The 26,212-nt window shown below is 29.4% G+C and carries 25 protein-coding genes; 5 read left to right on the top strand and 20 right to left on the bottom strand.

Features of this window, described 5'->3' with window-relative positions:
• Positions 1 to 52 precede the first annotated feature (52 nt).
• Complete coding sequence (locus tag LQE93_RS03620) at positions 53 to 787, top strand: 3'-5' exonuclease (protein ID WP_055266332.1); 735 nt, start codon at positions 53 to 55, stop codon at positions 785 to 787.
• A gap of 211 nt (positions 788 to 998) precedes the next feature.
• Positions 999 to 2,669 carry an ammonium transporter gene (locus LQE93_RS03615; protein WP_231072028.1) on the top strand — a complete coding sequence of 557 codons (1,671 nt, stop codon included), beginning with the start codon at positions 999 to 1,001 and terminating at the stop codon, positions 2,667 to 2,669.
• 215 nt (positions 2,670 to 2,884) lie between these two features.
• Here the strand turns inward: LQE93_RS03615 and LQE93_RS03610 are convergent, their stop codons facing one another.
• The 14 genes from LQE93_RS03610 to proC form a co-directional block, all read right to left on the bottom strand.
• A complete protein-coding gene (locus tag LQE93_RS03610) occupies positions 2,885 to 4,135 on the bottom strand; it encodes a hypothetical protein (RefSeq protein WP_231072027.1) in 1,251 nt (416 codons plus the stop codon).
• Between the two features lie 127 nt (positions 4,136 to 4,262).
• Positions 4,263 to 4,727 carry a hypothetical protein gene (locus LQE93_RS03605; RefSeq protein ID WP_055266336.1) on the bottom strand — a complete coding sequence of 155 codons (465 nt, stop codon included), beginning with the start codon at positions 4,725 to 4,727 and terminating at the stop codon, positions 4,263 to 4,265.
• Between the two features lie 167 nt (positions 4,728 to 4,894).
• Positions 4,895 to 6,007, bottom strand: a complete 1,113-nt coding sequence (locus LQE93_RS03600; RefSeq protein ID WP_186837776.1) for an endonuclease/exonuclease/phosphatase family protein — start codon at positions 6,005 to 6,007, stop codon at positions 4,895 to 4,897.
• 85 nt (positions 6,008 to 6,092) lie between these two features.
• Complete coding sequence (locus LQE93_RS03595) at positions 6,093 to 8,480, bottom strand: homocysteine S-methyltransferase family protein (protein WP_231072026.1); 2,388 nt, start codon at positions 8,478 to 8,480, stop codon at positions 6,093 to 6,095.
• Positions 8,470 to 9,144 (bottom strand): vitamin B12 dependent-methionine synthase activation domain-containing protein, encoded by a 675-nt coding sequence (locus LQE93_RS03590; RefSeq protein WP_186837778.1) that lies wholly within the window; start codon positions 9,142 to 9,144, stop codon positions 8,470 to 8,472. Before LQE93_RS03590 ends, LQE93_RS03595 begins: the two co-directional genes overlap by 11 nt.
• Positions 9,134 to 9,589 carry an S-ribosylhomocysteine lyase gene (locus LQE93_RS03585; RefSeq protein ID WP_186837779.1) on the bottom strand — a complete coding sequence of 152 codons (456 nt, stop codon included), beginning with the start codon at positions 9,587 to 9,589 and terminating at the stop codon, positions 9,134 to 9,136. Before LQE93_RS03585 ends, LQE93_RS03590 begins: the two co-directional genes overlap by 11 nt.
• A gap of 18 nt (positions 9,590 to 9,607) precedes the next feature.
• Positions 9,608 to 10,489: a methylenetetrahydrofolate reductase [NAD(P)H] gene (gene metF, locus LQE93_RS03580; protein ID WP_186837780.1), complete on the bottom strand. Its 882-nt coding sequence runs from the start codon at positions 10,487 to 10,489 to the stop codon at positions 9,608 to 9,610.
• Positions 10,490 to 10,653: 164 nt separating this feature from the next.
• Positions 10,654 to 10,902, bottom strand: a complete 249-nt coding sequence (locus tag LQE93_RS03575) for a hypothetical protein (protein WP_186837781.1) — start codon at positions 10,900 to 10,902, stop codon at positions 10,654 to 10,656.
• 23 nt (positions 10,903 to 10,925) lie between these two features.
• On the bottom strand, positions 10,926 to 11,303 hold the full coding sequence (locus LQE93_RS03570; RefSeq protein ID WP_231072024.1) for a PH domain-containing protein: 378 nt from the start codon (positions 11,301 to 11,303) through the stop codon (positions 10,926 to 10,928).
• A 43-nt stretch (positions 11,304 to 11,346) separates the two neighbouring features.
• Complete coding sequence (gene pepV, locus LQE93_RS03565) at positions 11,347 to 12,750, bottom strand: dipeptidase PepV (protein WP_231072022.1); 1,404 nt, start codon at positions 12,748 to 12,750, stop codon at positions 11,347 to 11,349.
• Between the two features lie 102 nt (positions 12,751 to 12,852).
• Positions 12,853 to 13,758: an alpha/beta hydrolase gene (locus LQE93_RS03560; protein WP_231072020.1), complete on the bottom strand. Its 906-nt coding sequence runs from the start codon at positions 13,756 to 13,758 to the stop codon at positions 12,853 to 12,855.
• Between the two features lie 82 nt (positions 13,759 to 13,840).
• The gene (locus LQE93_RS03555) at positions 13,841 to 14,470 is read right to left on the bottom strand and encodes a histidine phosphatase family protein (RefSeq protein ID WP_231072018.1); all 630 of its coding nucleotides are present in this window, start codon (positions 14,468 to 14,470) and stop codon (positions 13,841 to 13,843) included.
• A 60-nt stretch (positions 14,471 to 14,530) separates the two neighbouring features.
• Positions 14,531 to 15,448, bottom strand: a complete 918-nt coding sequence (locus LQE93_RS03550; RefSeq protein WP_186837786.1) for a patatin-like phospholipase family protein — start codon at positions 15,446 to 15,448, stop codon at positions 14,531 to 14,533.
• A gap of 189 nt (positions 15,449 to 15,637) precedes the next feature.
• Positions 15,638 to 16,444, bottom strand: a complete 807-nt coding sequence (gene proC / locus LQE93_RS03545) for a pyrroline-5-carboxylate reductase (RefSeq protein WP_186837787.1) — start codon at positions 16,442 to 16,444, stop codon at positions 15,638 to 15,640.
• A 170-nt stretch (positions 16,445 to 16,614) separates the two neighbouring features.
• On the opposite strand from proC, the gene LQE93_RS03540 reads away from it, so the two are divergent.
• Entirely contained in the window at positions 16,615 to 17,496 is an 882-nt protein-coding gene (locus LQE93_RS03540; RefSeq protein ID WP_055264278.1) for a DUF1002 domain-containing protein, read from the top strand.
• Positions 17,497 to 17,629: 133 nt separating this feature from the next.
• On the opposite strand, the gene rpsU is transcribed toward LQE93_RS03540, so the two are convergent.
• Positions 17,630 to 17,833: a 30S ribosomal protein S21 gene (rpsU, locus tag LQE93_RS03535; RefSeq protein ID WP_207731821.1), complete on the bottom strand. Its 204-nt coding sequence runs from the start codon at positions 17,831 to 17,833 to the stop codon at positions 17,630 to 17,632.
• Between the two features lie 102 nt (positions 17,834 to 17,935).
• Positions 17,936 to 18,385 (bottom strand): peptidoglycan recognition protein family protein, encoded by a 450-nt coding sequence (locus LQE93_RS03530; RefSeq protein ID WP_055264274.1) that lies wholly within the window; start codon positions 18,383 to 18,385, stop codon positions 17,936 to 17,938.
• Positions 18,386 to 18,672: 287 nt separating this feature from the next.
• Here LQE93_RS03530 and LQE93_RS03525 point away from each other — a divergent pair, with 287 nt between their 5' ends.
• A complete protein-coding gene (locus LQE93_RS03525; protein WP_231072013.1) occupies positions 18,673 to 20,478 on the top strand; it encodes a flavocytochrome c in 1,806 nt (601 codons plus the stop codon).
• Between the two features lie 122 nt (positions 20,479 to 20,600).
• Here the strand turns inward: LQE93_RS03525 and LQE93_RS03520 are convergent, their stop codons facing one another.
• From LQE93_RS03520 to LQE93_RS03510, 3 genes are all read right to left on the bottom strand, one after another.
• The gene (locus LQE93_RS03520; RefSeq protein ID WP_231072089.1) at positions 20,601 to 21,440 is read right to left on the bottom strand and encodes a carbohydrate ABC transporter permease; all 840 of its coding nucleotides are present in this window, start codon (positions 21,438 to 21,440) and stop codon (positions 20,601 to 20,603) included.
• Positions 21,441 to 21,448: 8 nt separating this feature from the next.
• The gene (locus LQE93_RS03515; RefSeq protein WP_186837790.1) at positions 21,449 to 22,291 is read right to left on the bottom strand and encodes a carbohydrate ABC transporter permease; all 843 of its coding nucleotides are present in this window, start codon (positions 22,289 to 22,291) and stop codon (positions 21,449 to 21,451) included.
• 74 nt (positions 22,292 to 22,365) lie between these two features.
• Positions 22,366 to 23,760, bottom strand: a complete 1,395-nt coding sequence (locus LQE93_RS03510; protein ID WP_231072012.1) for an ABC transporter substrate-binding protein — start codon at positions 23,758 to 23,760, stop codon at positions 22,366 to 22,368.
• 533 nt (positions 23,761 to 24,293) lie between these two features.
• Here LQE93_RS03510 and LQE93_RS03505 point away from each other — a divergent pair.
• The gene (locus tag LQE93_RS03505; protein WP_231072010.1) at positions 24,294 to 25,163 is read left to right on the top strand and encodes a helix-turn-helix domain-containing protein; all 870 of its coding nucleotides are present in this window, start codon (positions 24,294 to 24,296) and stop codon (positions 25,161 to 25,163) included.
• A gap of 91 nt (positions 25,164 to 25,254) precedes the next feature.
• Here LQE93_RS03505 and msrB read toward each other — a convergent pair whose 3' ends face one another.
• Positions 25,255 to 26,211: a peptide-methionine (R)-S-oxide reductase MsrB gene (msrB, locus tag LQE93_RS03500; protein WP_055264266.1), complete on the bottom strand. Its 957-nt coding sequence runs from the start codon at positions 26,209 to 26,211 to the stop codon at positions 25,255 to 25,257.
• Position 26,212: the final 1 nt, after the last annotated feature.

Below are 26,212 nucleotides of genomic sequence, written 5' to 3'. Positions count from 1 at the left end.
AACAAGTGCAAAACTAATAATATTAATACCACAAGTTCATGTAGGTGAAAAAATGAATTATATAATATTTGACTTAGAATTTAATCAACAACATCCTGATAATAAAACTACTGAAAAATCTCCCCTTATGTTCGAGATAATTCAAATAGGAGCTTTAAAATTGGACAGTAACTTTAACACAATTTCGACCTTCAATTCTTTTATTAAACCAACTGTTCATAAACTTATTCATCCTTACGTAGAAGAATTAACTAATATAAATTATGAGCAAATAAATTCAGCTAAATTTTTTATAGATGTTTACAAAGACTTTATCAATTTTATCGGAACAGAAGATGCAACTTTAGTTTTATGGGGAGTTAATGATATTAAAGAATTAATAAGAAACGCTAATTATTACAAATTATCTTCTGATGCTATTCCAAAAAAATATATAGATATTCAGTGTTACTTATCTAAAGCATTAAAATATTCAAAAGGTAGAAAAATTGGTTTAAAGGTAGCTACAGAACAGCTTGAAATACCTATAGAATCTGAATTTCACGATGCGTTTAATGATGCTTACTACACAGCTGAAGTCTTTAAAAAAATTTACAACAAAAGAATGAAACCTCAATTATATATTTACACTGATAATAAGAGAGAAAAACATACAAAAACTAGTATTGATACTTCAGCTTTAATAAATCAATTTGAAAAAATGTATAATAGAAATATTACTGATGAAGAAAAGGATATGATTAAATTAGCATATATGATGGGTAAAACTAATCAGTTTAACAAATAAATTTTATAATTTTTTTAAAAAAACACTTCCTTTTTCCAATATCTTGTAATATAATAATTAGCATAAAAAGCAAAGGCGCTTTGAACTAAAATAGTTCAAAGCGTCTTTTTATTTTATAAATTTAATAGCTATCACAATGGAGTGAATTTTACTTTGCATAGTCAGTAAAATTCACTCTATTTTTATAACAATAAAAAAGGGGGAATTATTTATGTATTCATCACTTGACACAATTTGGACTTTATTTGGGGCTGTATTAGTATTTTTCATGCAAGCAGGTTTTGCTATGGTTGAGACAGGCTTTACTAGAGCAAAAAATGCAGGAAATATAATCATGAAAAACTTAATGGATTTTGCTATTGGAACTGTAGTTTTTTGGTTTATTGGATTTGGCCTTATGTTTGCTGGAGATGGCCCATTAATAGGTAGTTTGGATTTATTTATTAGAGGGGATTATAGTTCTTCACTACCTACTTTTACATTTGTAATATTCCAAACTGTATTCTGTGCAACTGCAGCTACAATAGTTTCTGGAGCAATGGCAGAAAGAACAAAGTTCTCTGCTTACTGTATTTATAGTTTAATTATCAGTGCGCTTATATATCCTATTTCTGGACACTGGATCTGGGGTGGTGGATTCTTATCACAAATGGGATTTCATGATTTTGCTGGTTCCACTGCTGTTCATATGGTAGGTGGTATAGCTGCATTAGTTGGTGCTAAAATTCTTGGACCTCGTATAGGTAAATATTCTAAAGATGGGAAAGCTCATGCAATACCTGGCCATAGCCTTACACTAGGAGCTTTAGGAGTATTTATATTATGGTTCTGTTGGTTTGGATTTAATGGTTGTTCGACTGTTTCAATGACTGGAGATGCAATGCTTTTATCAGCAAGTAACATATTTATGACTACAAATATTGCTGCTGCTTCATCTACAATAGTTGTTATGATAGTTACTTGGATTAAATATAAAAAACCAGATGTTTCTATGACATTAAACGGTTCACTAGCTGGTCTTGTTGCTATAACAGCTGGCTGTGATATGGTATCTCCTAGTGGTGCATTCTTTATTGGAGTTATAGCTGGATTAGTCTTAACTTTTGCAGTGGAATTTATTGAGAAAAAACTTAAGATAGATGACCCTGTAGGAGCAATTTCTGTTCATGGTGTATGTGGCGCATTAGGAACAATTTTAACTGGTTTATTTGCTTTAGATGGTGGATTATTCTACGGTGGTGGATTTAAATTCTTAGGAACTCAAATTCTTGGTGTACTTTGTGTTATTCTTTGGGTTTTAGTTACAATGACAATAGTATTTCTAGTAATAAAGAAAACTGTTGGACTTCGTGTATCAGCTGAAGAAGAAATCTTAGGTCTTGATAAATTTGAACATGGTTTAGAAAGTAGTTATGCTGATTTTATGTTTGTTCCTACTACTACTACAGGTCTTTCTGTTCCTACTACTACTCCTATGAGCACTGTAGACACTATTCCCGTTGTATATAATGGTCCTACTGATGGAAGTAAGATGACTAAAGTTGTTGTAATAACTAACAAAGATAGATTTGATGCTTTAAAGTTAGCATTAGATAATCTTGGAATTACAGGTATGACTGTTACTAATGTACTAGGATACGGTATGCAAAAAGGTTCTACTAACTACTATAGAGGTACTCCTGTAGAAGTTACTTTATTACCTAAGCTTAAAGTTGAAATTGTAATATGTAAAATCCCAGTTGAAACACTAATAAATACTATTAAGAAGGCTTTATATACTGGTAAGATTGGTGATGGAAAAATTTTTGTTTATCCAGTAGAAAATGTAGTTAAAATAAGGACTAACGAAGAAGGATACGATGCTCTTCAAGACGAAGAATAAAAATAAATTGTTCGCGAAGCTCACAGGTGAAAGGTCGACTTCGTCGAAGTTAAAAGGCTACTATCGTAGCGGGGAAAAGTTAACTTATGTTAAAGCGAAAGGTACTAATGTAGACACTTTTCACTATTGCCATAAGCAATATTTTCACTGTCACGTCAGTGACATTTTCCCCTTTGACGAAGTCAAACTTTTCACCAAAGTGCTTCGCACTTTATTTACATACAAAACTCCATTAATATATCCTCTACAGAAACTCCATGATACTCTTTTTTTAATTTCTTAAATTTATCATTTATTTTCTGTTTAATACCTCCACAGAATTCAATTGTAAATGGCAAATAGTCATTAATTTCATTTATATACTCTTTTGAGAAGTATTCTTTATTATCAATGATTGCAAATAAAACCATATAGTTGCAATTATTTTTTATTAATTCTTTAAGCTCATTAGGATTTTTACATACAAAACATTTAGCATTATCTACTACATAAATAGTTAAATTTATAAGTTTATTAACTATTTTATCTAAATGATATTTCCCTGCAAGCTGAGACATTATTGTCATATGCTTCTTTTCTTTATCAGCTTTTATATCCTGTAAATCATCACCTAACTGCAATAGAAATCCATAGCCCCAAGCAAACCTTTCTTCTTCCTCACTCATAGTTCCTCTAATAAGATTTCCATCAGCGATCACTGATGCTCCCCCTTTATCAATAGATATACCTAAAATATCTTTTTCATAAGGAATGCTCTCTTCCTCTTGCTGATTAAGACTTAATTTTTGCCCTTCCTGTATAAGTAAAAGACTATCATATACATCATTAAATTTTTCTCTCTTAAATTCTGATTCAATACAGGAAACAAGATTATAAACCTTATCCTCATGTTTATTTAATGGCATAACCTTCTCACCATTAAGTCTTTTAGTAAATCTCTTATTAAAAGAAATCTTTTCTTCTAATCCTATCTCAATATTATCTAAATAGTTATCTGTATATGGATACAGCATACTATATCCAAAAACTCCATTATTAAATCTAATCGTTTCTCCAAAGGCTTGTTGTAACATATTCACTATCCATACATTTCTCATTGCTTGTCCTATATCTTCATAAGATAGAGTACTGTCAAAAGACTTAGATGCTTTTATGAAATCTTTTGTTGATTTGATGAAAGCACTTTTCATTTCTTTATCAATAACACCTAATTTAAATATACGTTCAGAAGAAATTATTTTTTCAATATAATCATTCCCCTTTATTCTCCAACTCTCTCTCTTCTTTTCATCTTTAGGAAAGCTTTCAATATACTTTATAATCTTATCTATAAGTACATCAAAATCTTTTTCACGTCTTTGCTTTTCTTCTAAAGTATATTTAGTCATAGTCAACTGTAAATCACAACTACTCTTCCACCATAAATCTCTATAATATAAACTTAACCTTTTATACTTTTCGTTCATTAATATCTATCCCAATACAAATTGCTAACAACTATATTATACATTATATACAATTTATTACATAATTTAAAACGCTAACTTAATAAATAGTTAACGTTCTAATATATTTTAAATATAATATAGATTTTTAATCTTTTGGTCGAGATAGTTCTATTTGTGCTTCCTTAACATGATTTAATCCATTAATAAAATCTTCTCCATTCTCTAAATCTATATAAAGTAAGCAAGATACTGTATCTCCCTTTTCACTAATCCTTGTAGTTATTCTATAGTGATCTTCTAATTTTTTTATATCCATCTTATAAATTAAATCTAAATGAACTACTTCTCCGTTAATATCAACATTATAATCATTCTCTTTAATTGTTAAATCTACATCTTTTTCTGTTCTTCCTTCAGATATATTTCCAAACTTCGTAAATGTATATGATGCTCCATTATAATCAAATCTATTACTCTTTTTTAAATTTTCTAAAATATATTCTCCATCTTCTTTTTCTTTAACTAATTCATTCTCTTCATAAAAATGATACTTTCCAAAGTAATCTAATTTATATGTTCTAAAAATATTACTATTATATTCTTTATCCATAATCTTATCCTCCTAATACCATACGTTAATTATAGTATTTGAGAAAGATAACTATGATATTACGTAATTATTTGTAAATAAGTTCAAAATTAAAAGCTTGGCATTTATAACCAAGCTTTTTTATCATTAATCATCAAGCATAGAGCCAAATTGATATAAAATTTCTACTATTCTAGTATAAAATATAATGCTACTGGATTATGATCAGATGATACAAAGTTAGCATCTAAATTTTCCGCCCTAAAACTTTTTATATTATCTGATACAATAAATCCATCTATAACTACTGTGTAATTTCCACCTTCTACATAAGGCATATCAGTACTTCTACAAGTAGCAACTTCTTTATAATTATCTGCTATTACAAAAGTAAATCCCTCTTCTAAATCATTATCATCTAACTGATAAACCCATTCTGGAATATTTTGATTACTTTCAAACAACTCTTTTGTATCAGCTATATCATGATTGAAATCTCCGCCGACAATAACATAATTACCTTTTTCATACTCTGCTTCTAATACTTCATTAAGAACCTTTAACTGTTCTTTTCTTATTGCTCCACCCTCGTCATAAGCTGACATATGAGTATTTATTAATACTAATTCTTTTCCATTATCAACAGGAACTCTAGAAAGTAAAAAACATCTATCCAAATCTGTAAACTTAGTAATAAAATCAGTACTTACTGGATATTGCTTTCTTATAGATTCATTTATTCTATATTTACTCATAGTAGTTAATCCAGAATTAACTGAGCCATGTGGCTCTGTAAATGGGTACATTAAAAATGCAGAGTGAAAGTTATTTGCAAAGCTTAAAGAATACTCTGAACCTAATCTCTTTAACATCTCATATTGATTTACATTATAACTACGAGTAGCTTTAGTATCTACTTCTTGGAAAAGATAAAAATCAGCATCTAAATTATCAACAAAATCTATGGAATTATTAGTATTTTCAATTACAACTTCCTTACTCTCTGCTTTAGAATCACTTCCTACAACCTGTGTTCCATCTTTCATCTCTCCGCTATCCATGAAAAATGAAAATTGATGATTATAGGCTCCAAAGCCAATATTATATGTTATTACTGAATGTTCCTCTTTAGCTGTAAGAATTATATCCGATGGATTTTCATCCTCAACTACAACATTATCATCAATCCTATAATATTGAATACTCATATATGCAACATATAAACCAACGATTACAATTATAGCTAAAAATAAAATTCCTATTGCTTTTAAAAAATTTTTTAAATACTTTTGTTTCTTCATATTATTCCCCCATTATCTAAGTTAATAATTAATCTTTAAAAATATTTATCACTTTTTATTAATCACAATTTAAGTTTTAATAGCATCACTTTCCAAACACTTCCTTAGCTATCTTTACAGAATCATTGGCATCTTTAGCATAATAATCTGCCCCCATTTTTTTAGCATACTCTTCAGTTACTACAGCTCCTCCAACCATTATATAACCTTTATAGTCATTAATCTTTAATTGTTGAATAGTCTTCTCCATAGATTTTATAGTAGTCGTCATAAGTGCACTAAGGCCAACTAGCTTAACATCACTTTTCACTGCTTCTTCTACTACCTTTTCTATATTTACATCTTTACCTAAATCAATTATGTCATAGCCATAATTCTCTAATATAACTTTAACTATATTTTTACCTATATCATGAATGTCCCCTTGAACTGTAGCTAAAATAATTTTCCCTTTACCTACAGAACTTCCTTTATCACTTAACACAAGTCTTTCTTTTATAATATCAAAAGCTACCTTTACAGTTTCTGCAGCTTGAATTAATTGAGGTAAGAAAATCTCTCCATTTTCATATTTTTTTCCTACCTTATCTAATGCAGGAATTAAGTCCTCATTAACTATATCCAATTCTCTTTTATCATCTAAAAGCCTCAATGTAATCTCTTTTGTGGAATTTCTTAAACCTTTTAAAATGCAATTTTCTAATGTGTTAATATCTAAAATTTCTTTTTTACCTTCTACTTTATTAGCTACTTCATTTTTCTTATTTCCATAAGCAGCTATATAATTTGCTCCATTTTTATCATAATTTTTCAATACCTTAAAAGCTCTAACTGCTCCCATCATATTCTCTTTATTAGGATTTATTATAGGCAAATCAAGTCCAGCTTCCATTGCCATCACTAAAAAAGTCTCATTTATAATTTCCCTCATTGGCATTCCAAATGATATGTTTGATACACCTAGAACAGTCTTAACTCCTAACTTTTCCTTAATAATTCTTAAAGCTTTTAATGTTTCTACTACTTCTTCTTGTTGTGCCGATACTGTAAGAGTTAATGCATCAATATATATATCTTCTCTATTTATTCCATATTCTAATGCTCTACTTACTATCTTTTCTGCTATTTTAAATCTATCAATAGCTTTATTAGGTATTCCATTGCTATCTAATGTCAATCCAACTACAGCAGCTCCATATTTCTTTACACTTGGTAAAATACTATCTAAAACTTCATCATCACCATTTACTGAATTAACTATGGGTTTACCATTATAGTATCTTAAGCCTTTTTCAATAGCATTAGGGTCATTAGAATCTATTTGAAGTGGTACATCTAAAATAGACTGAATTTCTTTAATTATCTTAATTATCATTTCTTCTTCATTTATTTCAGGTAATCCAACATTAACATCTAATAAGTCAGCTCCTGCTTCAACTTGCTCTATAGCTTGTCTTAATATATAATCTATATCATTTTTCTTAAGAGCTTCTTTAAAGAGCTTCTTCCCTGTAGGATTAATTCTTTCTCCAACAACTTTTACTTCATTTACTTCCACTAACTTAGAAGGTGTTGTAAGTACAGCTTTTGTAACTTTTTCTCTTTCTAATATTTTCAAACTTTTAAGCTTAGATAACTCGCTAATAAATTGTGGTGTTGTTCCACAGCATCCACCAATAATTGATATACCATTATTTACAAACTCTTCTGCTCTTTCTCTAAACTCTGAAGCAGTAATATAATATACTGTTTCATTATCAATAATTTTAGGTAAACCTGCATTAGGCTGAACCATTACTGGGATATTAGTATTTGAAACTACTCTTTTTAATATAGGTAAAAGTTCCTTCGGACCTAAAGAACAATTTACCCCTAGCACATCTACCCCTAATCCTTCAAGTGTTATCGCCATACTTTCTGGAAGACACCCTGTAAAAGTTCTTCCATCTTCCTCAAAAGTCATAGTTGCAAATATAGGTAATGTACTTTCTTCTTTACATGCTAATATCGCTGCCTTCATCTCATAAAGATCAGTCATAGTTTCTATTAATACTAAATCCACTCCGGCTTTATCTCCAGCTCTTATTATTCTTTTGAATATATTTACTGCATGCTCAAAAGATAATGTTCCCATAGGTTCTATAAGTTCTCCTATAGGCCCTATATCTAAAGCTACTAATACCTCATTATTAGAAACTGCTTTCTTAGCTAAAGTTACTGCCTTGCTTACAACTTCTTCTACTGAATATGGTGTGTTTTTCAATTTAATCTCATTAGCCCCAAAAGTATTAGTAGTTACAATATCTGCTCCAGCTTTTATGTATTCCTTATGTATATCTATTACAGTATCCTCATTTGTAAAATTAATTACTTCTGGATTTTCTCCAAGCCTTAATCCTCTTTTTTGGAGCATAGTTCCCATAGCTCCATCAAATACAACTACTCTATCTTTAATTAATTCTCTAACGTCCACACCTTTTATCCCCTTTTCTATAGTTACATCTTTCAAAGTTACTACATTCTTTGCATCTATCTCTATTTTGCTTCTTATTAGTTATTCCTAAAATTGCTGTGACAGATTTCCTGGGAAATAATAACATATTGCTAGAAACCTTTACTCCAATCTTTCGCTCACAATCTAAAATACTTATAAAATCTTTTTGTATATCTAAAGATAAATCTCCATATCCAGGACTATACCTAAAGGTGAAATTTTCTTCACCTTTAAGCATCTCTCTTCCTATACTTTCCTGTAAATTATTACATACTTCTTCAACAGCCGCTGTTGCACAAGAATCTAATATTAAAGCTTTAGTTAAATTAATTTTACTATAAAACTTAATCTTTCTTTCTATATCACTACCAACAGTTGCTGCCATCAATATACACTTATCACTATTTTGTAATAAGTTAAATATATCTTTACCTTTTAATCTTAAATTTGTTCCTTCTAATAATATCTCACTATTATTTTTTGTAATCTTAAATTCTTTACAAACATATTTAACTTTAAGCAAACTCTTACTTTCTTTAATGGCTTCTTCAACTTCTTCCATAAGTTCATTAGTAATTTCTTGACCTCTATATCCTAGATATCTTAATACCTCATTTATATCTATCTTTAAATTATTCTCCATAAATATTAAGTGAAAAACCCTTTTCTAATGCTTCTTTAGCATATTCTTGTGCTCCAAAAAGCGATAAATCTCTATAATTGCCACATTGGACTTCATTTTTTGCTGGAATTTCTGTTGCTTCTAAAACCTTATTTAAAGAATATTCTACTGCTTCTTTTATTTCCCTACACTCCCTATCTCCCCAAATAGTTAGATAGAATCCTGTTCTACATCCCATTGGTGATAAATCTATAACACCTTCTAATTTCTCTCTTAATGTATGAGCTAATAGATGCTCTAATCCATGCATTGCAGCTGTTCCAAATGCTTCTTTATTAGGTTGAAGAAATCTAACATCAAACTTACTTACTTTATCACCTTTTTCTCCATTTAAAACACAACATTTCCTTATATAAGGTGCCTTTACTTTTCTATGATCTAATTCAAAACTTTCTACCTTTTCCATCTCAAACTCTCCTTTTTACTATACATTTTGAACTTCATTTATCGAACTTATTATTTTTCCTATATTCTTACTTATATTCTTTGCAACATATGGATTATTCATTGTATACAAATGAACTCCATCTACATTGCTTGAAGATAAGTCTATTATCTGATCTGTTGCATAAGCTATACCAGCTTGCGTTAAAGCTTCTGGATTATTCTCATACCTTTCCATTATCTTTTTAAACTTTAAAGGTATAGTTGCACCACAGAGTTCAGTTATTCTCCTCATCTGCTTTGCATTTATAACAGGCATTATTCCTGCTTGAATATTAGTTTTAATATTTCTTTTTTCTATCTCTTCTAAAAATTTATAATAAATATTATTATCTAAAAACAGTTGAGATATAAAGCTAGTTGCTCCACTTTCAATCTTTCTTTCTATATTATCAATCTCTAATTTAATATCTTTATTTGCAATATGTCCTTCCGGATAACATGCAGCTATTATATTAAAACTTTCTTTTTCTTTAATATAACTTATTAATTCATTAGCATAATTAAAATCTCCACAGCTTGTACCATTATCATCACCTCTTAGAGCTAATATATTTTCAACTTCCTCAAGCTTTAATCTTTCAGTTATATCGACTATTTGCTCTCTAGTTGAAGAAATACAAGTTAGATGTGCTAATGATTCTATTCCATAAATATTTTTTATAAGAGATGATATCTCTGTAGTCTTATTGTTTATAGTGCTTCCTCCTGCCCCATAGGTAACACTTATAAAGTCTGGTTCTAATTTCACTAGTTCATTTAACGCCTTATATATATTTTTTATTGGAGAAGTACTTTTAGGTGGAAATACCTCAAAAGAAAACACCAATTTTTTTTGGTCGAAAATTTCTCTAATATTCATTTATAGCCCCCATTCCTTTTAGAAATTCAAATACTTTTTATGTATTTATTTCAATAATTTTCTAATATTATAATAACATTTTTTATAACTATTTTATATAAAAACACATTTAAAATATAAAAAGTGTAGTTATACTAATGTATAACCACACTTTTCTCTTTAAATTAATATATTCCATTACTTTCTGGCATTACATATATTTTTTTATCACTAAGAATCGCTTGTTCAATCTCTTCAAATACCCTATCTGCAATTTCTTCACTATCATATGTCCCTAAATTTACTACCATCTCCTGAGTACTATTAGTAACTTTACCTACAATAGTATATTTGGACTTTTTCAGTATTCCCTTAGTAATTTCAATTATCTTAGGTTCTACTAATGTCTTTTCATCTTGTACCCTTATCCACATACCCTCTTCTCCTGTTATTTCTCTTATTTACTACAATACTCTGCAAGTATAGCTTGAACTTCATATATATTGCATCCACTGCTGAAAGTCTTTTCTATTGGCATACTCATTCCTGAAATGTAAATTTTCAGTTCTGCATCTAAATCAAAATGCCCTGCAGTTTCTACTGAAAAATTAGTAATAGCTCTATATGGTACTGAACGATATTCAGTCTTCTTACCTGTCATTCCTTGCTTATCAACTATTATTAATCTCTTATTAGTAAATATAATCATATCTCTTATTAATTTATATGCTTTTTCAATTCGTTCGCTTGGCCCTAATAACTTATCATAATCTTGAGCCAACTTATTTATATCAACTTCTGATGCATTTCCTATAATTCCATTAAATAAACCCATTTAATATCACTCCTATATTTCTTTAATTGATTATAGTATATTATTATTTACATAATTCTATTATAGCTTGAGTAAATATTTTAGCACTTAATAATAATTCATCAACTACTGCAAATTCATCATTTCCATGCATATTATTATCAGTTCCTGGCATTGTACAACCGAATGCTACTCCATTTTTTAGACGGTGTACATAAGTACCTCCACCAATAGCTATACACTCACCCTTTTTACCGCTATACATTTCATAACATCTTAATAACGTTTGGATAAAATCAGAGTTTTCGTCCACATAATGCCCATCAGATACATTGCATGGTTCTAATTCAATTCCATTAATTTTTAAGTTTTTAGCGACGACATCTCTTAAATTTTCATCATTGGCACAAAGTGGCGCTCTACAATCAAACGTTCCTTTTAATCCTGTTGTACTATACTCAAAAATATTAAATGATAAAGTTAATTCTCCTGATACCTTATCAGACATCTTTACTCCAAGAGCTTCTCCGTAATAATCACCATGAGGTAGTAATTTATTTATAGCACATATTCTTTCAAATCCCTCGCTCTTAGCAAATGGCATAGAAGCTAATAACTGAATAATAGCTGTTAATGCATTATTTCCACCAGTAGGATGAGCAGCATGTCCACCTACTCCTTTTGCGCTAATTACACAGTTATTATCTGATTCACTTATAACAAATTTTACTCCAGTTGACTCAGTAGCTTTTTCACAATATTTTTCTATCTCTTCTTTTTTGAATCCTTCAATTACTGCAGTTGCTTTATCTGGAATAACATTAATCTTTACTCCTGAATTTACTGAAAGAATTCTAGGAATTTCTTTGCTTTCACTATAACTTGCATTAAATAGGCCTTTTAATCCACCTTTTTCAACATTTATAACTGGAAAATCTGCATCTGGCGAAAATGTCATTGGAGCTTCCTTTTCTATTTTATAATAATGTTTAATATCTCCACTTCCACACTCTTCATCAGTTCCTAAAATTAGTCTAACATTTTTGCTTAATGGAATATTTAAATCCTTAACTGCTTTTAAAGCATATAAGGCTACTATTGCAGGCCCTTTATCATCTGCTGATCCTCTTCCATATAATTTACTATCTTTTATTACTGGTTCATATGGCTCAGTTACTGTCCACTCATCTCCAGCTGGAACTACATCTAAGTGAGCTAATATATCTAAAGCTTTTTCTTTATCATTAAAATCTACAGCTCCTACATAATTATCATAATTAGTAGTCTTAAATCCCATATTACTTGCAATTTTTAAAGATTCTTCTAAAGCCTTAACTACACCTTCACCAAAAGGCATATTCTCCTTCGGCTCTTGGCGATCACTTTTTATTCTTATAATTTTACATATATCCTCTAACATCTCATCTTTATGTAAGTTAAAATACTCTTCTATTTGTCTCTTATACATTTTTACACTCCCTTTATACTTATATAAATTATATTATTTAATAAATTATATCATAATTAAAGGCCTGTTAAACTTATTTAATTTAACAGACCTTTATATTTACTATTTAATATTATCTAAAAATTCTTTTACAACTTGTTTATATTTTTCTTTATCTTTTGAATATGCTTCCATATGTCCAGCACCCTGAACTAAATATAATCTATCCATTTCCCCATTTTTTTCATTATACAAAGCTTTACCCATCCAAGTAGGAACAACCTTATCATTATCTCCATGTATAAACAACACTGGAATATCGCTATTTACTATAGCATCTTTTGGAGAAATATTATTAAAATCAAATTTATATTTTCTTTTTACTTTAACTCTTATCAAATCATATAATGGCCAAAATGGAATTTTAACTTTCCGAAATTGAAATTTTATAGCTTCTCTAGCACTTGTAAAGCCACAATCCTCTATTATAAATTTAATATCATTTGGATGCGTAGCACCATATAACATAACTGTTGCAGCTCCCATAGATTGTCCATGAAGACCTATATAAGCATCTTCTCCAATTTTATCTTTAATCCACCTTACCCAACTTCCTATATCCTTTGATTCATTATATCCATATGAAGCCACTTTACCTTCACTTTCTCCATGACTTCTCATATCGATAAGTAAAACATTGTATCCTTCTTCAAAAAATATGTCTGTAAACTGATAATCGATGTAATGATTAGCAGTATACCCATGATTCATTATTACTACTTTTTTTGAATCTTTATATACTCTATGAAAATAACCTTTAAGTTTTAAGCCATCATAACTTTTAATAATTACTTCTTCAACCGGAATGTTCTGATAATTCCTATAATCAGTTCCAAATCTAGACCATAACTCCTCTAACATTTGTCTTGATTCTTTTCTTTTAGACATCACTGTTTCTTTTAATCCAATATTAACTCCTAAAGAAAGTACAACTAAAATTAGTATTATAATAATACTTATCCAAATCATAAATTGCTTGCACCTCTTAAATTTATCTTAATATCTATAGTATGTCTTTATTTTTTATCATACATACTGAACGAATTAAAATCTACCATCCTAACTTTTGGCCTTTTACTGTAAAATGACTATCATCATTTTTAAATTCTATATCAAATTCATTATTCTCATCTACATTTATTTTAGTTAAAGTAGCTTGACCCATAACTTCATTGTTCACTTCTTCATCCTTAAAATAATACATTAAGGCCTTTAAAGTTATTCCATGAGTTACTATTAATATAGACTTACCTCTATTTTCTTCTATTATTCTATCCATAGTTTCAGCAACTCTAGCTCTAACACTTGCTAAATCCTCACCATTAGGCGCACATAGTTTAACATCGCCATGCATTATAAGGTCAATATTCCATTCTGGATTTTCAGCCATAACTTCATCTGTCTTTCTTCCCTCATAATCTCCAAAGCACATTTCCATTAATCCCTCATCTGTTATTACTTCAATGCTCTTGTCACCTTTGATTATGTTTACAGTATCTAATGCTCTTTCTATAGGACTTGAATATATATAATCAATATGGATATCTTTAATTCTATCTCTTAATTCTTTAGCTCTTTCTATACCAGCTTCAGTTAAAGGCGAATTTCCTCTCCCTTGCAATCTTCTTTCAAGATTCCATTCTGTTTGACCATGTCTAGTTAAATATACCGTAGTTTTCATTGGTTACTATCTCCTTTTCTAAACTTAACTATCTTAAACTAAATCTATTATAAAATCACACTATTTCTTAAATACTCTTTTTATCTTATTACTAAAATTCTTCAACCAGTTATATAACTTATATAGAATTGGATTTTCTTTCTGCTCATTTTCTTCTTTAATAAACTTAAATAAATCAATTACTGGTTCAAGCTTATTTATAGTATCATTATATCCTTCTACTATTCTTCTAGTCTTAGCCTCTGTATCTAAATTTAATGTTCCCGTAATTGTATTTTCCATAAGATTTTCAGGTGCTATTATAATAAGCTTTGAATTTGGATAAAGTGATCTATCTATAGTAGCTTCTTTTGATAGTAACACTACTATGATAACATCACAATTTTCACCATATACAGGTTGAATAGGAGTATTATCAACAATTCCTCCATCAATATATTTTTCTCCAAAAACTTCAGTACTATCATAAATAAGTGGTAATGATGCTGATGCTAAAATCATTTTCTTTCCTGTTTCATCATCATGATCATTTATCCTAAAATATTGAACAGTATAGTTAGGTAACTTTGTACACGCTGCATAACAAATCTTATTCTTTTCCTTTATTTTACTGAAATCAAGATATTTATTAATTATATCAACAGCACCATCATTAGTAATAGCACCATAATTCAATTTATCATTTAAAAACTTCTTAGCTAACTGAAGATTTTTACCACCTAGATAAAGACCTATTCCTCTTTTAATCAACTCATAATTACTAATAGGTACTAGCTTATCCATAGTCACTTCATCCCATAGTTTATCAGCCTTCTCCATATCATCCATAGCAAATAAAACTGCATTGAAAGCACCTATCGATGTTCCTGAAAAAACCGATATATGTTCACTAATACCTAATTCTTTTAAGGCTTTCCAAACTCCAAGTTCATATGCTCCCTTACCGCCTCCACCGGCTAATACTAATCCTATTTTCATACAATACCTTCCTAAATCAAAATTTATTAAAACAATTTAAATCACTATTTTTTTACATTATTATTATATATTATAAAATTTTATGCTGCTACATATATGTCTTTTCTTAATATAGTCCTAATAATTTTAAATAGAATAATTAAAAAACAAGAGTTACTGCCAACTCTTGCTTCTTAATCTTAATAACTTTTATTTAGACATCTCTTGAGATTTTTTATAACATTTATTCATAGCTGATATAACAGCGCTTCTAAAACCTTTAGCCTCTAACTCAGCTACTGCTTCTATAGTAGTTCCTCCCGGAGAACATACCATATCTTTTAATGCTCCTGGATGCATTCCTGTTTCTAATACCATTTTAGCTGAACCAAGTACAGTCTGAGCTGCAAATTTATAAGCTTTATCTCTTGGCATTCCTTGTAATACAGCTGCATCTGCCATAGCCTCAATAAACATATATACATACGCCGGTGAAGATCCACTTACAGATGTAACCGCATCTATTAAACTTTCACTTACTACTTCAACTTTACTAAAGCTATTAAGTAATTTTGAAACTTCATTTATATCATTATCTGTTATAAGCTTATTTGGGCAAACTGCAGTCATTCCTTCTCCAACTAAGGCCGGAGTATTTGGCATTGTTCTTATCACCTTTAATTCTCTACCAAAAGACTTCTCTGTACTTTCAATTGATTTACCTGCAGCAATAGTAACTATAATAACATCATCTTTTACCAAATCTTTTATCTCATTTATTACTATTGGATATAAATTAGGCTTAACTGCCAATATTAATATATCTGACTTTTTTGCAACTAACTTATTGTCAGTTGTAATTTCTATATTATAATTGCCTTTTGCTTTTTCCAAGCTTGGTTCATATAAATCTGACATAATTATATTTTCTGAAGCTACTAATCCGGCTTTAACTATACCACCAAGTATAGCCTGCCCCATATTTCCAGCTCCAATAAATCCTATTATTTTACTCATAAACTTTTCTCCTATCTTATATTTATTCTTTAAAATATACTTAATTATATATCTATATTTCTAATTGCTATAATTACTCTATACTATATTTTTATATTATATATCAATTTCTCTCTCCATAAAATACTTATATTGTGTATAATAGTATTAATAACCCAAGGAGGTATATTATGAAAAATAAATTTTTGAGGAAAATAGCACTTGCTACGCTTGCTTTAGTAACTCTCAATTTCTCTATACCTGCACTAGCTAGAAAATCTAATATACAAAAAGGTGAGATTCTATGTTTCGGTGCAGATTTAAATCACACTCAAGAAGAAGCACTTAGAGAATATTTCAATGCCCCTAGTGATATTGATGCAGTATATGTTGATAATACTGTTGCTTCAAGACAATTAGGTTATACAGATTTTACAGGTGGATGGTATTCTAGTGCTTATGTTAAAATAAACGAAAATGGGACAGGTATTAATGTAAAATCTAACAACTTAACATTAGTTACAGATGGTATGCTAACAAATGCATTAATAACTTCTGGAATAACAGATGCGGATATAATAGCTTCTGCACCATTTCCTGTAACAGGAGAATCAGCTTTAGCTGGAATTTTTGAAGGTGCTGAAAGAATAACAGGCATAGAACTTAAACCTGAAGGTAAGCAAGTAGCTCAAGAAGAAGTAGAAGTAACTTTAGATGTAGCAGATTCCATAGGAAGTGTAGAAGCTACAGCATTAATAAATGAAGTTAAAGCTAGAGTAATTGAAGAAGCTCCTAAGACTACTGATGAAATAAATAAAATGGTAACTGATGCTGCATCTAACTTGGATATAACAATTAATGAAGAAACAAAAGAAAAAATAGTTCTATTAATGAATAAAATAAATGATTTAGATATAGATTATGATTCTATTAAAGACTCTATCAAACAAAATAGCTCTAAGCTACTAGAAGATCTAAAATCATTAGGTAATGAAATAAAAGAGTCAGGAATATTAGAAAGACTTTGGAATTGGCTTAAAAACTTTATTAATAAATGGACAACTTCTCAATAGCAAATCCCAGTACTAACTGGGATTTTTTCTGTATTATAATATTTAAATAGGAAAAAAGCCTTCTTAGTAAAAACTAAAAAGGCTTATAACTTTGAAATATATTCATTAATTAATATACATTTTATCATGAATACTACTTGAACTTTCTTTTTCTTGCAGCTTCAGATTTTTTCTTTCTCTTAACACTTGGTTTTTCATAGTGTTCTCTTTTTTTAGCTTCAGCTAAAACTCCAGCATTAGCGCATTTTCTTTTAAATCTTCTTAAAGCTTGCTCTAATGATTCGTTATCTCTTATTCTAACTTCTGACACAATTTTTCCCTCCCTCCGTAGTAACATATATCGATTTCTACGGCTTTACCAAAACACTGTATATTATATATTACTTAAGGTGATTTTGTCAACACTATGTAACGCTCCAAGTAATGTAAATATTGTGTTTTATAATAAGCTTTTTCTAAATTGATCCATATCAAAGTTTATTCCAGGGCAAGTTTTCTTGCAATTTTCAACTTCTCTATGTCCAATAACTCTCTCTATAGATATATTATATTTTTTTATCAAAAAAGTACACAATTTTTTTAAAGAAATTAATTGTTCTTGCTTAGGAATTTCTATATCAAAATTTCCACTTAAACAAATACCAATTGATTTTATATTCATCCCCTTAGTATGGGCACCAACTTTCATTCCTCTACCTTCAAAAATTTTCCCATCAGCTTCAATGAAATAATTATATCCTATACATTCCCACCCTAACGAAATATGATAATTATTAGTATCATAAAAATTCCATCCTTCTTCTTCAGTGTGATGTATAATTATATATTGTGGATCCTTTAGTTCTTCTAAATTTTCTCCTATATTTAATAATCCTTTATTAATCTTCATATTTTCCCCTCTTTATATAAAAACTATTCATTATTACTGTAGAACTCATTCTATAAAATGTATATATCCCTCACTGATATTTCTACTAATTTTAAAATTTTTTCTTATAATTTGAATTCACATAATCTATATTATTAAAAATATATGCTTTAATACCTTTCAATATTTATTTTGTATATTTTTTAACACTCCCTCTGTACAAAATATTTCCTGTGTGATATTATATTTTTGGACATTTTTTAACAATTATGTCACATTATTAAATATTAGTATTTTAGGGGGAACTTATGAAAAAACTAAAAGTTATGTCATTAGCTTTAGCAACATTAGTAAGTGCTACTTTATTTGCTGGTTGTGCTTCTAATTCTGCTAAAGATAATGCTACTCAAGATGGAAATCAAACTACTGCAGTAGAAAACAAATCAGCGGATATTGTTATTATCGGTGCTGGTGGTGCTGGTATGTCGGCTGCAATGCAAGCAGTTCAAAGTGGTGCTACTAACGTAGTAATCTTAGAAAAGATGCCTCAAACTGGTGGTAACACTATAAGAACTACTGGTGGTATGAATGCTGCTGGTACAGAATTACAAGCAGCTGAAGGTATTGAAGATTCAGTTGAATTAATGATTGAAGATACTATGAAAGGTGGAAAAAACCTTAATGATCCTGAATTAGTTAAAGTATTAGCTGAAAATTCTGCTGATGCTGTTAAATGGGTTAATGAAAATGGTGGAGATCTTTCAGAAGTTGGTATGTTTGGTGGTGCAAGTGTAAAGCGTATCCATAAACCAACTGGCGGTGCTGCTGTAGGCCCAATGCTTGTAAAAATGTTTAATGAAAATTTGGACAAGTTAAATATTCCTGTATTACTTGAAACAAAAGCTGAGCAAATCATCGTTGAAGATGGTAAAGTAGCTGGTGTTAAAGCAAGTAATAAAGATGGTGAATTTACAATAGATTGTAAAGCTGTAGTTTTAGCTACTGGTGGTTTTGGTGGAAACGCTGAAATGGTAGTTGAATACAATCCTAACTTAGCTGGATTTGGTACTACTAATCACGCTGGAGCAACTGGTGACGGTATTGCTATGGCTAAAGAATTAGGTGCTCAATTAGTTGATATTGAACAAATTCAAACTCACCCAACAGTTCATCCAGAAACTCAAACTATGTACACTGAAGCTGTTAGAGGTAATGGTGCTATCTTAATTAATAAAGAAGGTAAAAGATTTGTAAATGAATTGCTTACTCGTGATGTTGTTTCTGAAGCTATATTAGCTCAAACTGATAAAGAATCTTATATAGTGTTTGACCAAAATGTTAGAGATGGATTAAGCGCTATCGAAAAGTATATTTCAGCTGGAATTATATACGAAGCTGATACTATTGAAGGATTAGCTGAACAAATCGGTGTTGATGCTACAGCATTAAAAGAAACTATGGATACTTATGCTGAATATCAAGCTGCTGGTAATGATGCTGAATTTGGAAGAGAATCAATGGAAGAACCATTAACAACTGCTAAATATTATGCTGGATTATGTGCTCCTGCCGTACATCATACTATGGGTGGAGTTAAAATAAATACTAACACTGAAGTATTAAAAGAAGACGGAACTGCAATTCCAGGATTATTCGCTGCTGGTGAAGTTACTGGTGGAGTTCATGGTGCAAATAGACTTGGTGGTAACGCTGTTACTGATATAGTTGTATTCGGACGTATAGCTGGTGAAAATTCTGCTAAATACGTTGTTGATAATGGTGGAAATACAGAAGCTACTATTAAAGTAGAAAAAGAAGTTGAAACTGCTAAACCAGAAGTTGATGGTGGATACAAAGATGGTGTTTACACTGGTACTGGAAAAGGTAATGGTGGCGATGTAACTGTTGAAGTTACTGTTGAAGGTGGCAACATAGTTAAAATAGAACTTAAAGACCATAAAGAAACACCTGGTATCTTCGAAGGTGCAGAAACTGGAGTTTCAAATGAAATTATAAAAACTCAAAGCACTGATGTTGAATCTGTTTCAGGTGCTACACTTACAAGTGAAGCTATAAAAACAGCTGTTGCAGAAGCAATAAAAGATGCTAAATAGTAATTCTTTCAATTAATTATATTTACCAAAGGTATAAGATTTGTGTTTTCACTATCTTATACCTTTTTTATAATATCAAATTATTAATTACAATATATCATTAACGATTTCTCATTATATCGCTATCCTTTTACAGCTCCAGCAGCAATACCTTCTATTATATATTTTTGACAAGTCAAATAAAATATTACTATCGGTACTATAGCAAGAACTAGAAGTGCCATCATAGCTCCCATATCAATTGATCCATATCCACCTCTTAAATATTGAACCGCTGTAGGAATAGTCTTATACTCACTGCCTAATACTAGATAAGGTAACAGATAATCATTCCATATCCACATAACATTCAAAATTGTTATTGTTATAGTTATTGGTTTTAACAATGGTACTACTATAAAAAAGAAAGTTTGTATTGGATTACATCCGTCAATCATTGCCGCTTCTTCAATTTCAACAGGTATAGATTTTACAAAACCACAATACATAAATACCGAAAGTCCAGCTCCAAATCCTAAATATAAAACTATAATTCCAACTGGATTATCTAGATGTAACATATTAGCTATCTTTGTCATTGTAAACATAACCATCTGAAATGGCACTATCATTGAAAATACTATTAAATAATATAAAAATCCTGTGAACTTGGTTTTTACTCTTGTTATATACCATGCAGTCATTGAAGTAAAAAATATTATTACAGCTGTTGAAGCTATAGTAATAAATAAAGAATAACCAAATGATATTAAAAAGTTAGTTTTAGTAATTCCACCAATATAATTATTCAATCCAACAAAGGTTACAGAAGTAGGTAACTTAAATGGTTCACTACTTATATATAACTTTCCTTTAAATGAATTCATTAATACCATAAAAATTGGTGCAAGAAATAGTATAGTTAAAGCTATTAAAATAACATATAGTAATATTGTTCCTATTTTAACTTTGCTTTTCGCCATATATCTCATCAATTTTCAACCTCCTTCTTTCTAGTAATCTTAAGTTGTATTAACATAATAACTGCAACCAAAATAAAGAATACTACTGCTTTAGCTTGGCCAACGCCTTCATAGCCTACTCTTCCATAGAAGGTTTTAAATATATCTAGCGCAAGCATTGCTGTTTTATTTCCTGGAGCTCCATCTGTTAATGCTAAGTTTTGATCAAATAATTTAAATGAATTAGATACAGTCAAAAATAAACAAATTGTAACAGAAGGCATTACCATTGGAATTGTTATGCTTTTTAATGTTTGCCACTTCGATGCTCCATCTATCCTTGCAGATTCTATAAGTTCTCCAGGTATACTTTGTATTCCTGCTATATAAATAATCATCATATAGCCTATTTGCTGCCAATTCATAAGTAATACTAATCCCCAAAATCCATACTTAGGATCATATGTTAAAGTAATTCCAAAATAGTACAAAATTGAATTTAGAATAATTTGCCATATATATCCTAAAACAATTCCACCAATTAGATTTGGCATAAAAAATACGGTTCTGAATATGTTAGTTCCTTTTAATTTTCTAGTAAGCATATAAGCAAAAGTAAAAGCTAATACATTAATAGTAATAACTGATACCACAGCAAATTTAGCAGTAAAAATAAATGACCTTAAAAAATCTTTATTAGAAAATGCTTTAATATAATTACTTAATCCTACAAACTTTGCATTAGTTACTGTAGTAAACTCTGTAAAAGATAAATATATCCCCATTATAAATGGAATTAAAAAAGCTATAATAAAAGCCACTAAAGTTGGTAATACAAAAAACCAGAAATATTTTTTTATATTCTTTTGCATCTTATTCCTCCTTTTTATATTGCTTCAAAAAAAGGCAGCAACCAAAATCACTGCCTCTTCCTTCTAATATATTTTTATTGTTTTTCTGCTGCCCATGTATCTTTTACAGTTGTAACAACATCTGACCACTCTTTACTTCCTTGAACATATTCAAGTAATGATGCTGCAAATGTGTCTTTAAAATTTTGGCTTGGGAATGATTGGAATATCCAAGGAACACTGCTTATATTAGAGTCTTCCATCCATCTTAAAACTTCCTTTGATAATGGATCTGATGGTTTTTCACTTTCTTCAAAAGAATCAAATGGAGCTATAAATCCCAAATCATTTGAAACGTATTTCTTGCCTGTATCACTTGTAAATAACCAATTAATAAACTCTGCTGAAGCTTTTTGTTTCTCTTCTGAAACCTGGCTATTTATTGCAAAATAATTTTCAGTACCTACACATATACCTTGATTTTCTTCACCTGATACTCCTGTGTATATAGGTAAGAATTTAATATCTTCTTCCTTAACTGTATTGCCATCTACACCATTGATTTGACTCCAAGCCCAATTTCCATTTTGAACCATTGCGCATTGACCTAAAGCAAATTCTGCCATAGAATCATCAACAGTTTTTGCTGATAACAATCCTTTTTCAGTTGTAGAATCTGTTGTGTATAAGTCATAAATGTTCTTATAATTATCTGCATATTTGAACTCTACAGTATTTGCTTCTAATCCTGTTTCTAATACTGTACCTGTAGTTGTATTATCTTTAAATTCATAGTAGAAAGGGAGATTTGCTAAATGTGTTTCCCATCTCCACGCATTACCTGAAGACATAGAGGTTGATGCAAAAACACCTTTTATTCCTAATTCATCTTTCTTAGATTGCATATCATCTGCAACTTCTTTTAACTTGTTAAAATTATTAATTTCATCCATAGATTTAACCTTAGCACCATCTAATGCAAAGTATTTTTGCATGATAGCATCATTATATATTATTCCATATCCTTCAACTGCATATGGTATCCCATATACCCCCTCTTCACTAGTTATAGCCATAGTCTTATCTAAAAGATGACTATAAAGTTCTGTGTCTTTTAAATCAGCACAATAGTCCTTCCATGACTGATATCCAACGGGTCCATTTAACTGGAATATTGTTGGCGCATCTGATTTTGCCATTTCTGATTTTAATGTTTGTTCATAAGTACCACTTGCTGCAGTTTGAACTTTAACTTTAACACCTGTTTCAGACTCATAATCCGCAACTATTTTGTCATATACTTCAGCAATTTCTGGTTTAAAATTTAAAAAGTAGATTTCTGTAGCCGACTTATCTGTATTTTCGCTATCTTCTGTCTTTGTAGTACTATCTCCTTCTGTCTTTTCAGTGGTACTACTTCCACATCCTACAAATGCACTTGCAATAACTGCTGTAGCTATAGTAATTGCTAATAACTTTTTGATTTTCATAACTTTTCCCTCACTTCTTAATACTTTTATAATAAAAATCGCATTCTTATTAGAATACTTTTTTATAAACTTAGAAAAGGTTTTCAAATTAGATAGTACTACATCCTCTACTTGCTATATATCGGTATCGGTTCTAAAATAATATTAATAATTTCACTTTAAATTTTTCTTAATATATATATATTGAATATTTATAGAAATATTCAATTAACTTTATTAATAAAAAAAGACTATGAGATTATGTAAAACCTCACAGTCTTTAATATATAAATATAATTCAAGGGAAAACTTATTTATACTTTTCATTTATAAACATCTTCAATCTTTCCATCTGAAAGCTTAATACTTACTTTCTACCCCTTAATTGTTTATTTATTAACAACTTCATCTTTATTATACATTTCTTTTTTTATGAATAATAGGTAAATATTGCTTGAAAACTTGTGAAAATTGCTTTATACTACTTCTTGTAAATGTTTAAATTTTTTATTAATTAATTATTTAATTAACAATATTAAGAAAGGGTTATTACTATGGATTCTTCTTTTACCCTCAAAGAAATAAGTATTTTAAAAAATTCACCATTAAAATACAAATCTACTCTTGGCCATAGTCTTATATATTTCAGAAAAGGATCCTGTATCGTAAATATATATACTGAATCATTTATTGCAAGTCATCATAGCTACATATTATTAAGAGATGAAGAACAATTACTTTTAACTAATGATCATACTACTGAATGCACTATATACATTTTATCTTTTTCCTATAATCACTTTGATAATTCAAGCAAAGATTTGCTACTTGAATGTTTTGATAAGAAGTCATTAGACAAATGTCGTTACATAATTTCTCAATCTGAAAATTCCATGAGGGTTAGAACTTTATTAATCCTTCTTAACATTGAACTCAAGGAGGAAAAATATGCTTCAGATCTCTTTAAGTCAAATACTTTATCAATGATCTTAGTAATTCTAAATAGAATTATTTTAGAAAATATAGAACCTGAAAAGAAATGCTGCAAAAAAGGCCTTAGATTGGATGATATATTTTCATATATTAATTCACATTTAAAAGAAGAAATTTCTTTAGACAAATTAGCTGAAGATTTATTTTTTAGTAAATATCATATTCTTCATGAATTTAAGAAAAAAACAGGTATATCTTTATATAGATATATAATTAAAAGAAAACTGGAATATAGTAAAACACTTATAGAAAGCGGTATGCCAATTAGAGAAGTATATCATCACTGTGGGTTTGGTGATTATTCAAATTACTTTCGTAGTTTTAAAAAGGAATATGAATGTACTCCTAAACAATACTATAATCAAGTAAGAAGCAGAAGCATTTTAGCTGATTTAAAGTTTGAAATAACTCCTAGTAATATTGCTGATTAAACTTTCAGCAATATTACTTTATGTAGTTATTTATTAGCAACTTTAAGAAATAATTATAACCTATCAAAATAAGTTAAAAACTTTAAATATTTCATATCAAATCTAAATATTTTCCATAGCCTTCTTTTTCCATATCGCATTTAGGAATAAATTTTAAAGAAGCTGAATTTATACAATATCTAAGACCTCCAAACTCTGTAGGCCCATCATTAAAAACATGACCTAAATGTGAATCAGCATTAGTACTTCTTACTTCTGTTCTTATCATGCCATGACTTAAATCTTCTATCTCTTTAATATATCCTCCATTTATAGGCTTTGAAAAAGCAGGCCAACCACATCCTGAATTAAATTTATCTTTTGAAGAAAATAGAGGTTTTCCATCAACTACATCAACATATATCCCCTCTTCATAGTTATCATTATATTCATTATTGTATGGTGCTTCTGTAGCATTTAATTGAGTTACTCTATACTGAATATCTGTTAACTTATCTTTTAAAGCTAATTTCTCTTCCTCACTTTTTTTCCAAGCACTTTCCACAAACTCTTTTCTACCAGATCCCTTATAATAAACATTATATTTAAATGGATTCTTTTTATAATAATCTTGATGATAGTCTTCCGCTGGATAAAATTTTTCAGATTTTAATATTTTAGTTACTACTGGATTATCAAATCTTTTGCTATTATCTATTTCTTTTATATAGTCTTCTGCAATTCTCTTTTGATTCTCATCTTGATAAAATATAGCAGTTTTGTAACTATCTCCTCTATCGTAAAACTGTCCTCCATCATCTGTGGGATCTATACTTTTAAAGAATGCTTCAAGTAATTCTTTATAGCTTACTTTTTCTTCATCATATGTTATTTCTACGGCTTCATAATGTCCAGTTTTCATATTACATACTTGCTCGTATGTTGGGTTTTCTATATTCCCACCAGTATAACCAACAATAACGCTAGATACTCCGTCATATTTATCAAATGGTTTTACCATACACCAAAAGCATCCACCAGCAAATATTGCTTTTTTTATATTGCTCATC

Source organism: Clostridium sp. NSJ-145 (assembly GCF_021044725.1).
Classification (GTDB): domain Bacteria; phylum Bacillota; class Clostridia; order Clostridiales; family Clostridiaceae; genus Clostridium; species Clostridium disporicum_B.
The sequence above is the reverse complement of the archived record's forward strand: the minus strand, read 5'-3'. Positions and strand labels throughout refer to the sequence as shown.

What these genes read in the sequence shown, in the direction of transcription:
- pepV (WP_231072022.1), bottom strand. Translation starts at nt 12,750, where the DNA reads ATGTATAAGAGACAAATAGAAGAGTATTTTAACTTACATAAAGATGAG.
- LQE93_RS03610 (WP_231072027.1), bottom strand. Translation starts at nt 4,135, where the DNA reads ATGAACGAAAAGTATAAAAGGTTAAGTTTATATTATAGAGATTTATGG.
- proC (WP_186837787.1), bottom strand. Translation starts at nt 16,444, where the DNA reads ATGAGTAAAATAATAGGATTTATTGGAGCTGGAAATATGGGGCAGGCT.
- LQE93_RS03510 (WP_231072012.1), bottom strand. Translation starts at nt 23,760, where the DNA reads ATGAAAATCAAAAAGTTATTAGCAATTACTATAGCTACAGCAGTTATT.
- LQE93_RS03520 (WP_231072089.1), bottom strand. Translation starts at nt 21,440, where the DNA reads ATGGCGAAAAGCAAAGTTAAAATAGGAACAATATTACTATATGTTATT.
- LQE93_RS03505 (WP_231072010.1), top strand. Translation starts at nt 24,294, where the DNA reads ATGGATTCTTCTTTTACCCTCAAAGAAATAAGTATTTTAAAAAATTCA.
- LQE93_RS03570 (WP_231072024.1), bottom strand. Translation starts at nt 11,303, where the DNA reads ATGGGTTTATTTAATGGAATTATAGGAAATGCATCAGAAGTTGATATA.
- LQE93_RS03575 (WP_186837781.1), bottom strand. Translation starts at nt 10,902, where the DNA reads ATGTGGATAAGGGTACAAGATGAAAAGACATTAGTAGAACCTAAGATA.
- LQE93_RS03620 (WP_055266332.1), top strand. Translation starts at nt 53, where the DNA reads ATGAATTATATAATATTTGACTTAGAATTTAATCAACAACATCCTGAT.
- rpsU (WP_207731821.1), bottom strand. Translation starts at nt 17,833, where the DNA reads ATGTTACTACGGAGGGAGGGAAAAATTGTGTCAGAAGTTAGAATAAGA.
- LQE93_RS03590 (WP_186837778.1), bottom strand. Translation starts at nt 9,144, where the DNA reads ATGGAGAATAATTTAAAGATAGATATAAATGAGGTATTAAGATATCTA.
- LQE93_RS03525 (WP_231072013.1), top strand. Translation starts at nt 18,673, where the DNA reads ATGAAAAAACTAAAAGTTATGTCATTAGCTTTAGCAACATTAGTAAGT.
- LQE93_RS03530 (WP_055264274.1), bottom strand. Translation starts at nt 18,385, where the DNA reads ATGAAGATTAATAAAGGATTATTAAATATAGGAGAAAATTTAGAAGAA.
- LQE93_RS03615 (WP_231072028.1), top strand. Translation starts at nt 999, where the DNA reads ATGTATTCATCACTTGACACAATTTGGACTTTATTTGGGGCTGTATTA.
- LQE93_RS03560 (WP_231072020.1), bottom strand. Translation starts at nt 13,758, where the DNA reads ATGATTTGGATAAGTATTATTATAATACTAATTTTAGTTGTACTTTCT.
- msrB (WP_055264266.1), bottom strand. Translation starts at nt 26,211, where the DNA reads ATGAGCAATATAAAAAAAGCAATATTTGCTGGTGGATGCTTTTGGTGT.
- LQE93_RS03605 (WP_055266336.1), bottom strand. Translation starts at nt 4,727, where the DNA reads ATGGATAAAGAATATAATAGTAATATTTTTAGAACATATAAATTAGAT.
- LQE93_RS03600 (WP_186837776.1), bottom strand. Translation starts at nt 6,007, where the DNA reads ATGAAGAAACAAAAGTATTTAAAAAATTTTTTAAAAGCAATAGGAATT.
- LQE93_RS03540 (WP_055264278.1), top strand. Translation starts at nt 16,615, where the DNA reads ATGAAAAATAAATTTTTGAGGAAAATAGCACTTGCTACGCTTGCTTTA.
- metF (WP_186837780.1), bottom strand. Translation starts at nt 10,489, where the DNA reads ATGAATATTAGAGAAATTTTCGACCAAAAAAAATTGGTGTTTTCTTTT.
- LQE93_RS03550 (WP_186837786.1), bottom strand. Translation starts at nt 15,448, where the DNA reads ATGAAAATAGGATTAGTATTAGCCGGTGGAGGCGGTAAGGGAGCATAT.
- LQE93_RS03585 (WP_186837779.1), bottom strand. Translation starts at nt 9,589, where the DNA reads ATGGAAAAGGTAGAAAGTTTTGAATTAGATCATAGAAAAGTAAAGGCA.
- LQE93_RS03515 (WP_186837790.1), bottom strand. Translation starts at nt 22,291, where the DNA reads ATGCAAAAGAATATAAAAAAATATTTCTGGTTTTTTGTATTACCAACT.
- LQE93_RS03555 (WP_231072018.1), bottom strand. Translation starts at nt 14,470, where the DNA reads ATGAAAACTACGGTATATTTAACTAGACATGGTCAAACAGAATGGAAT.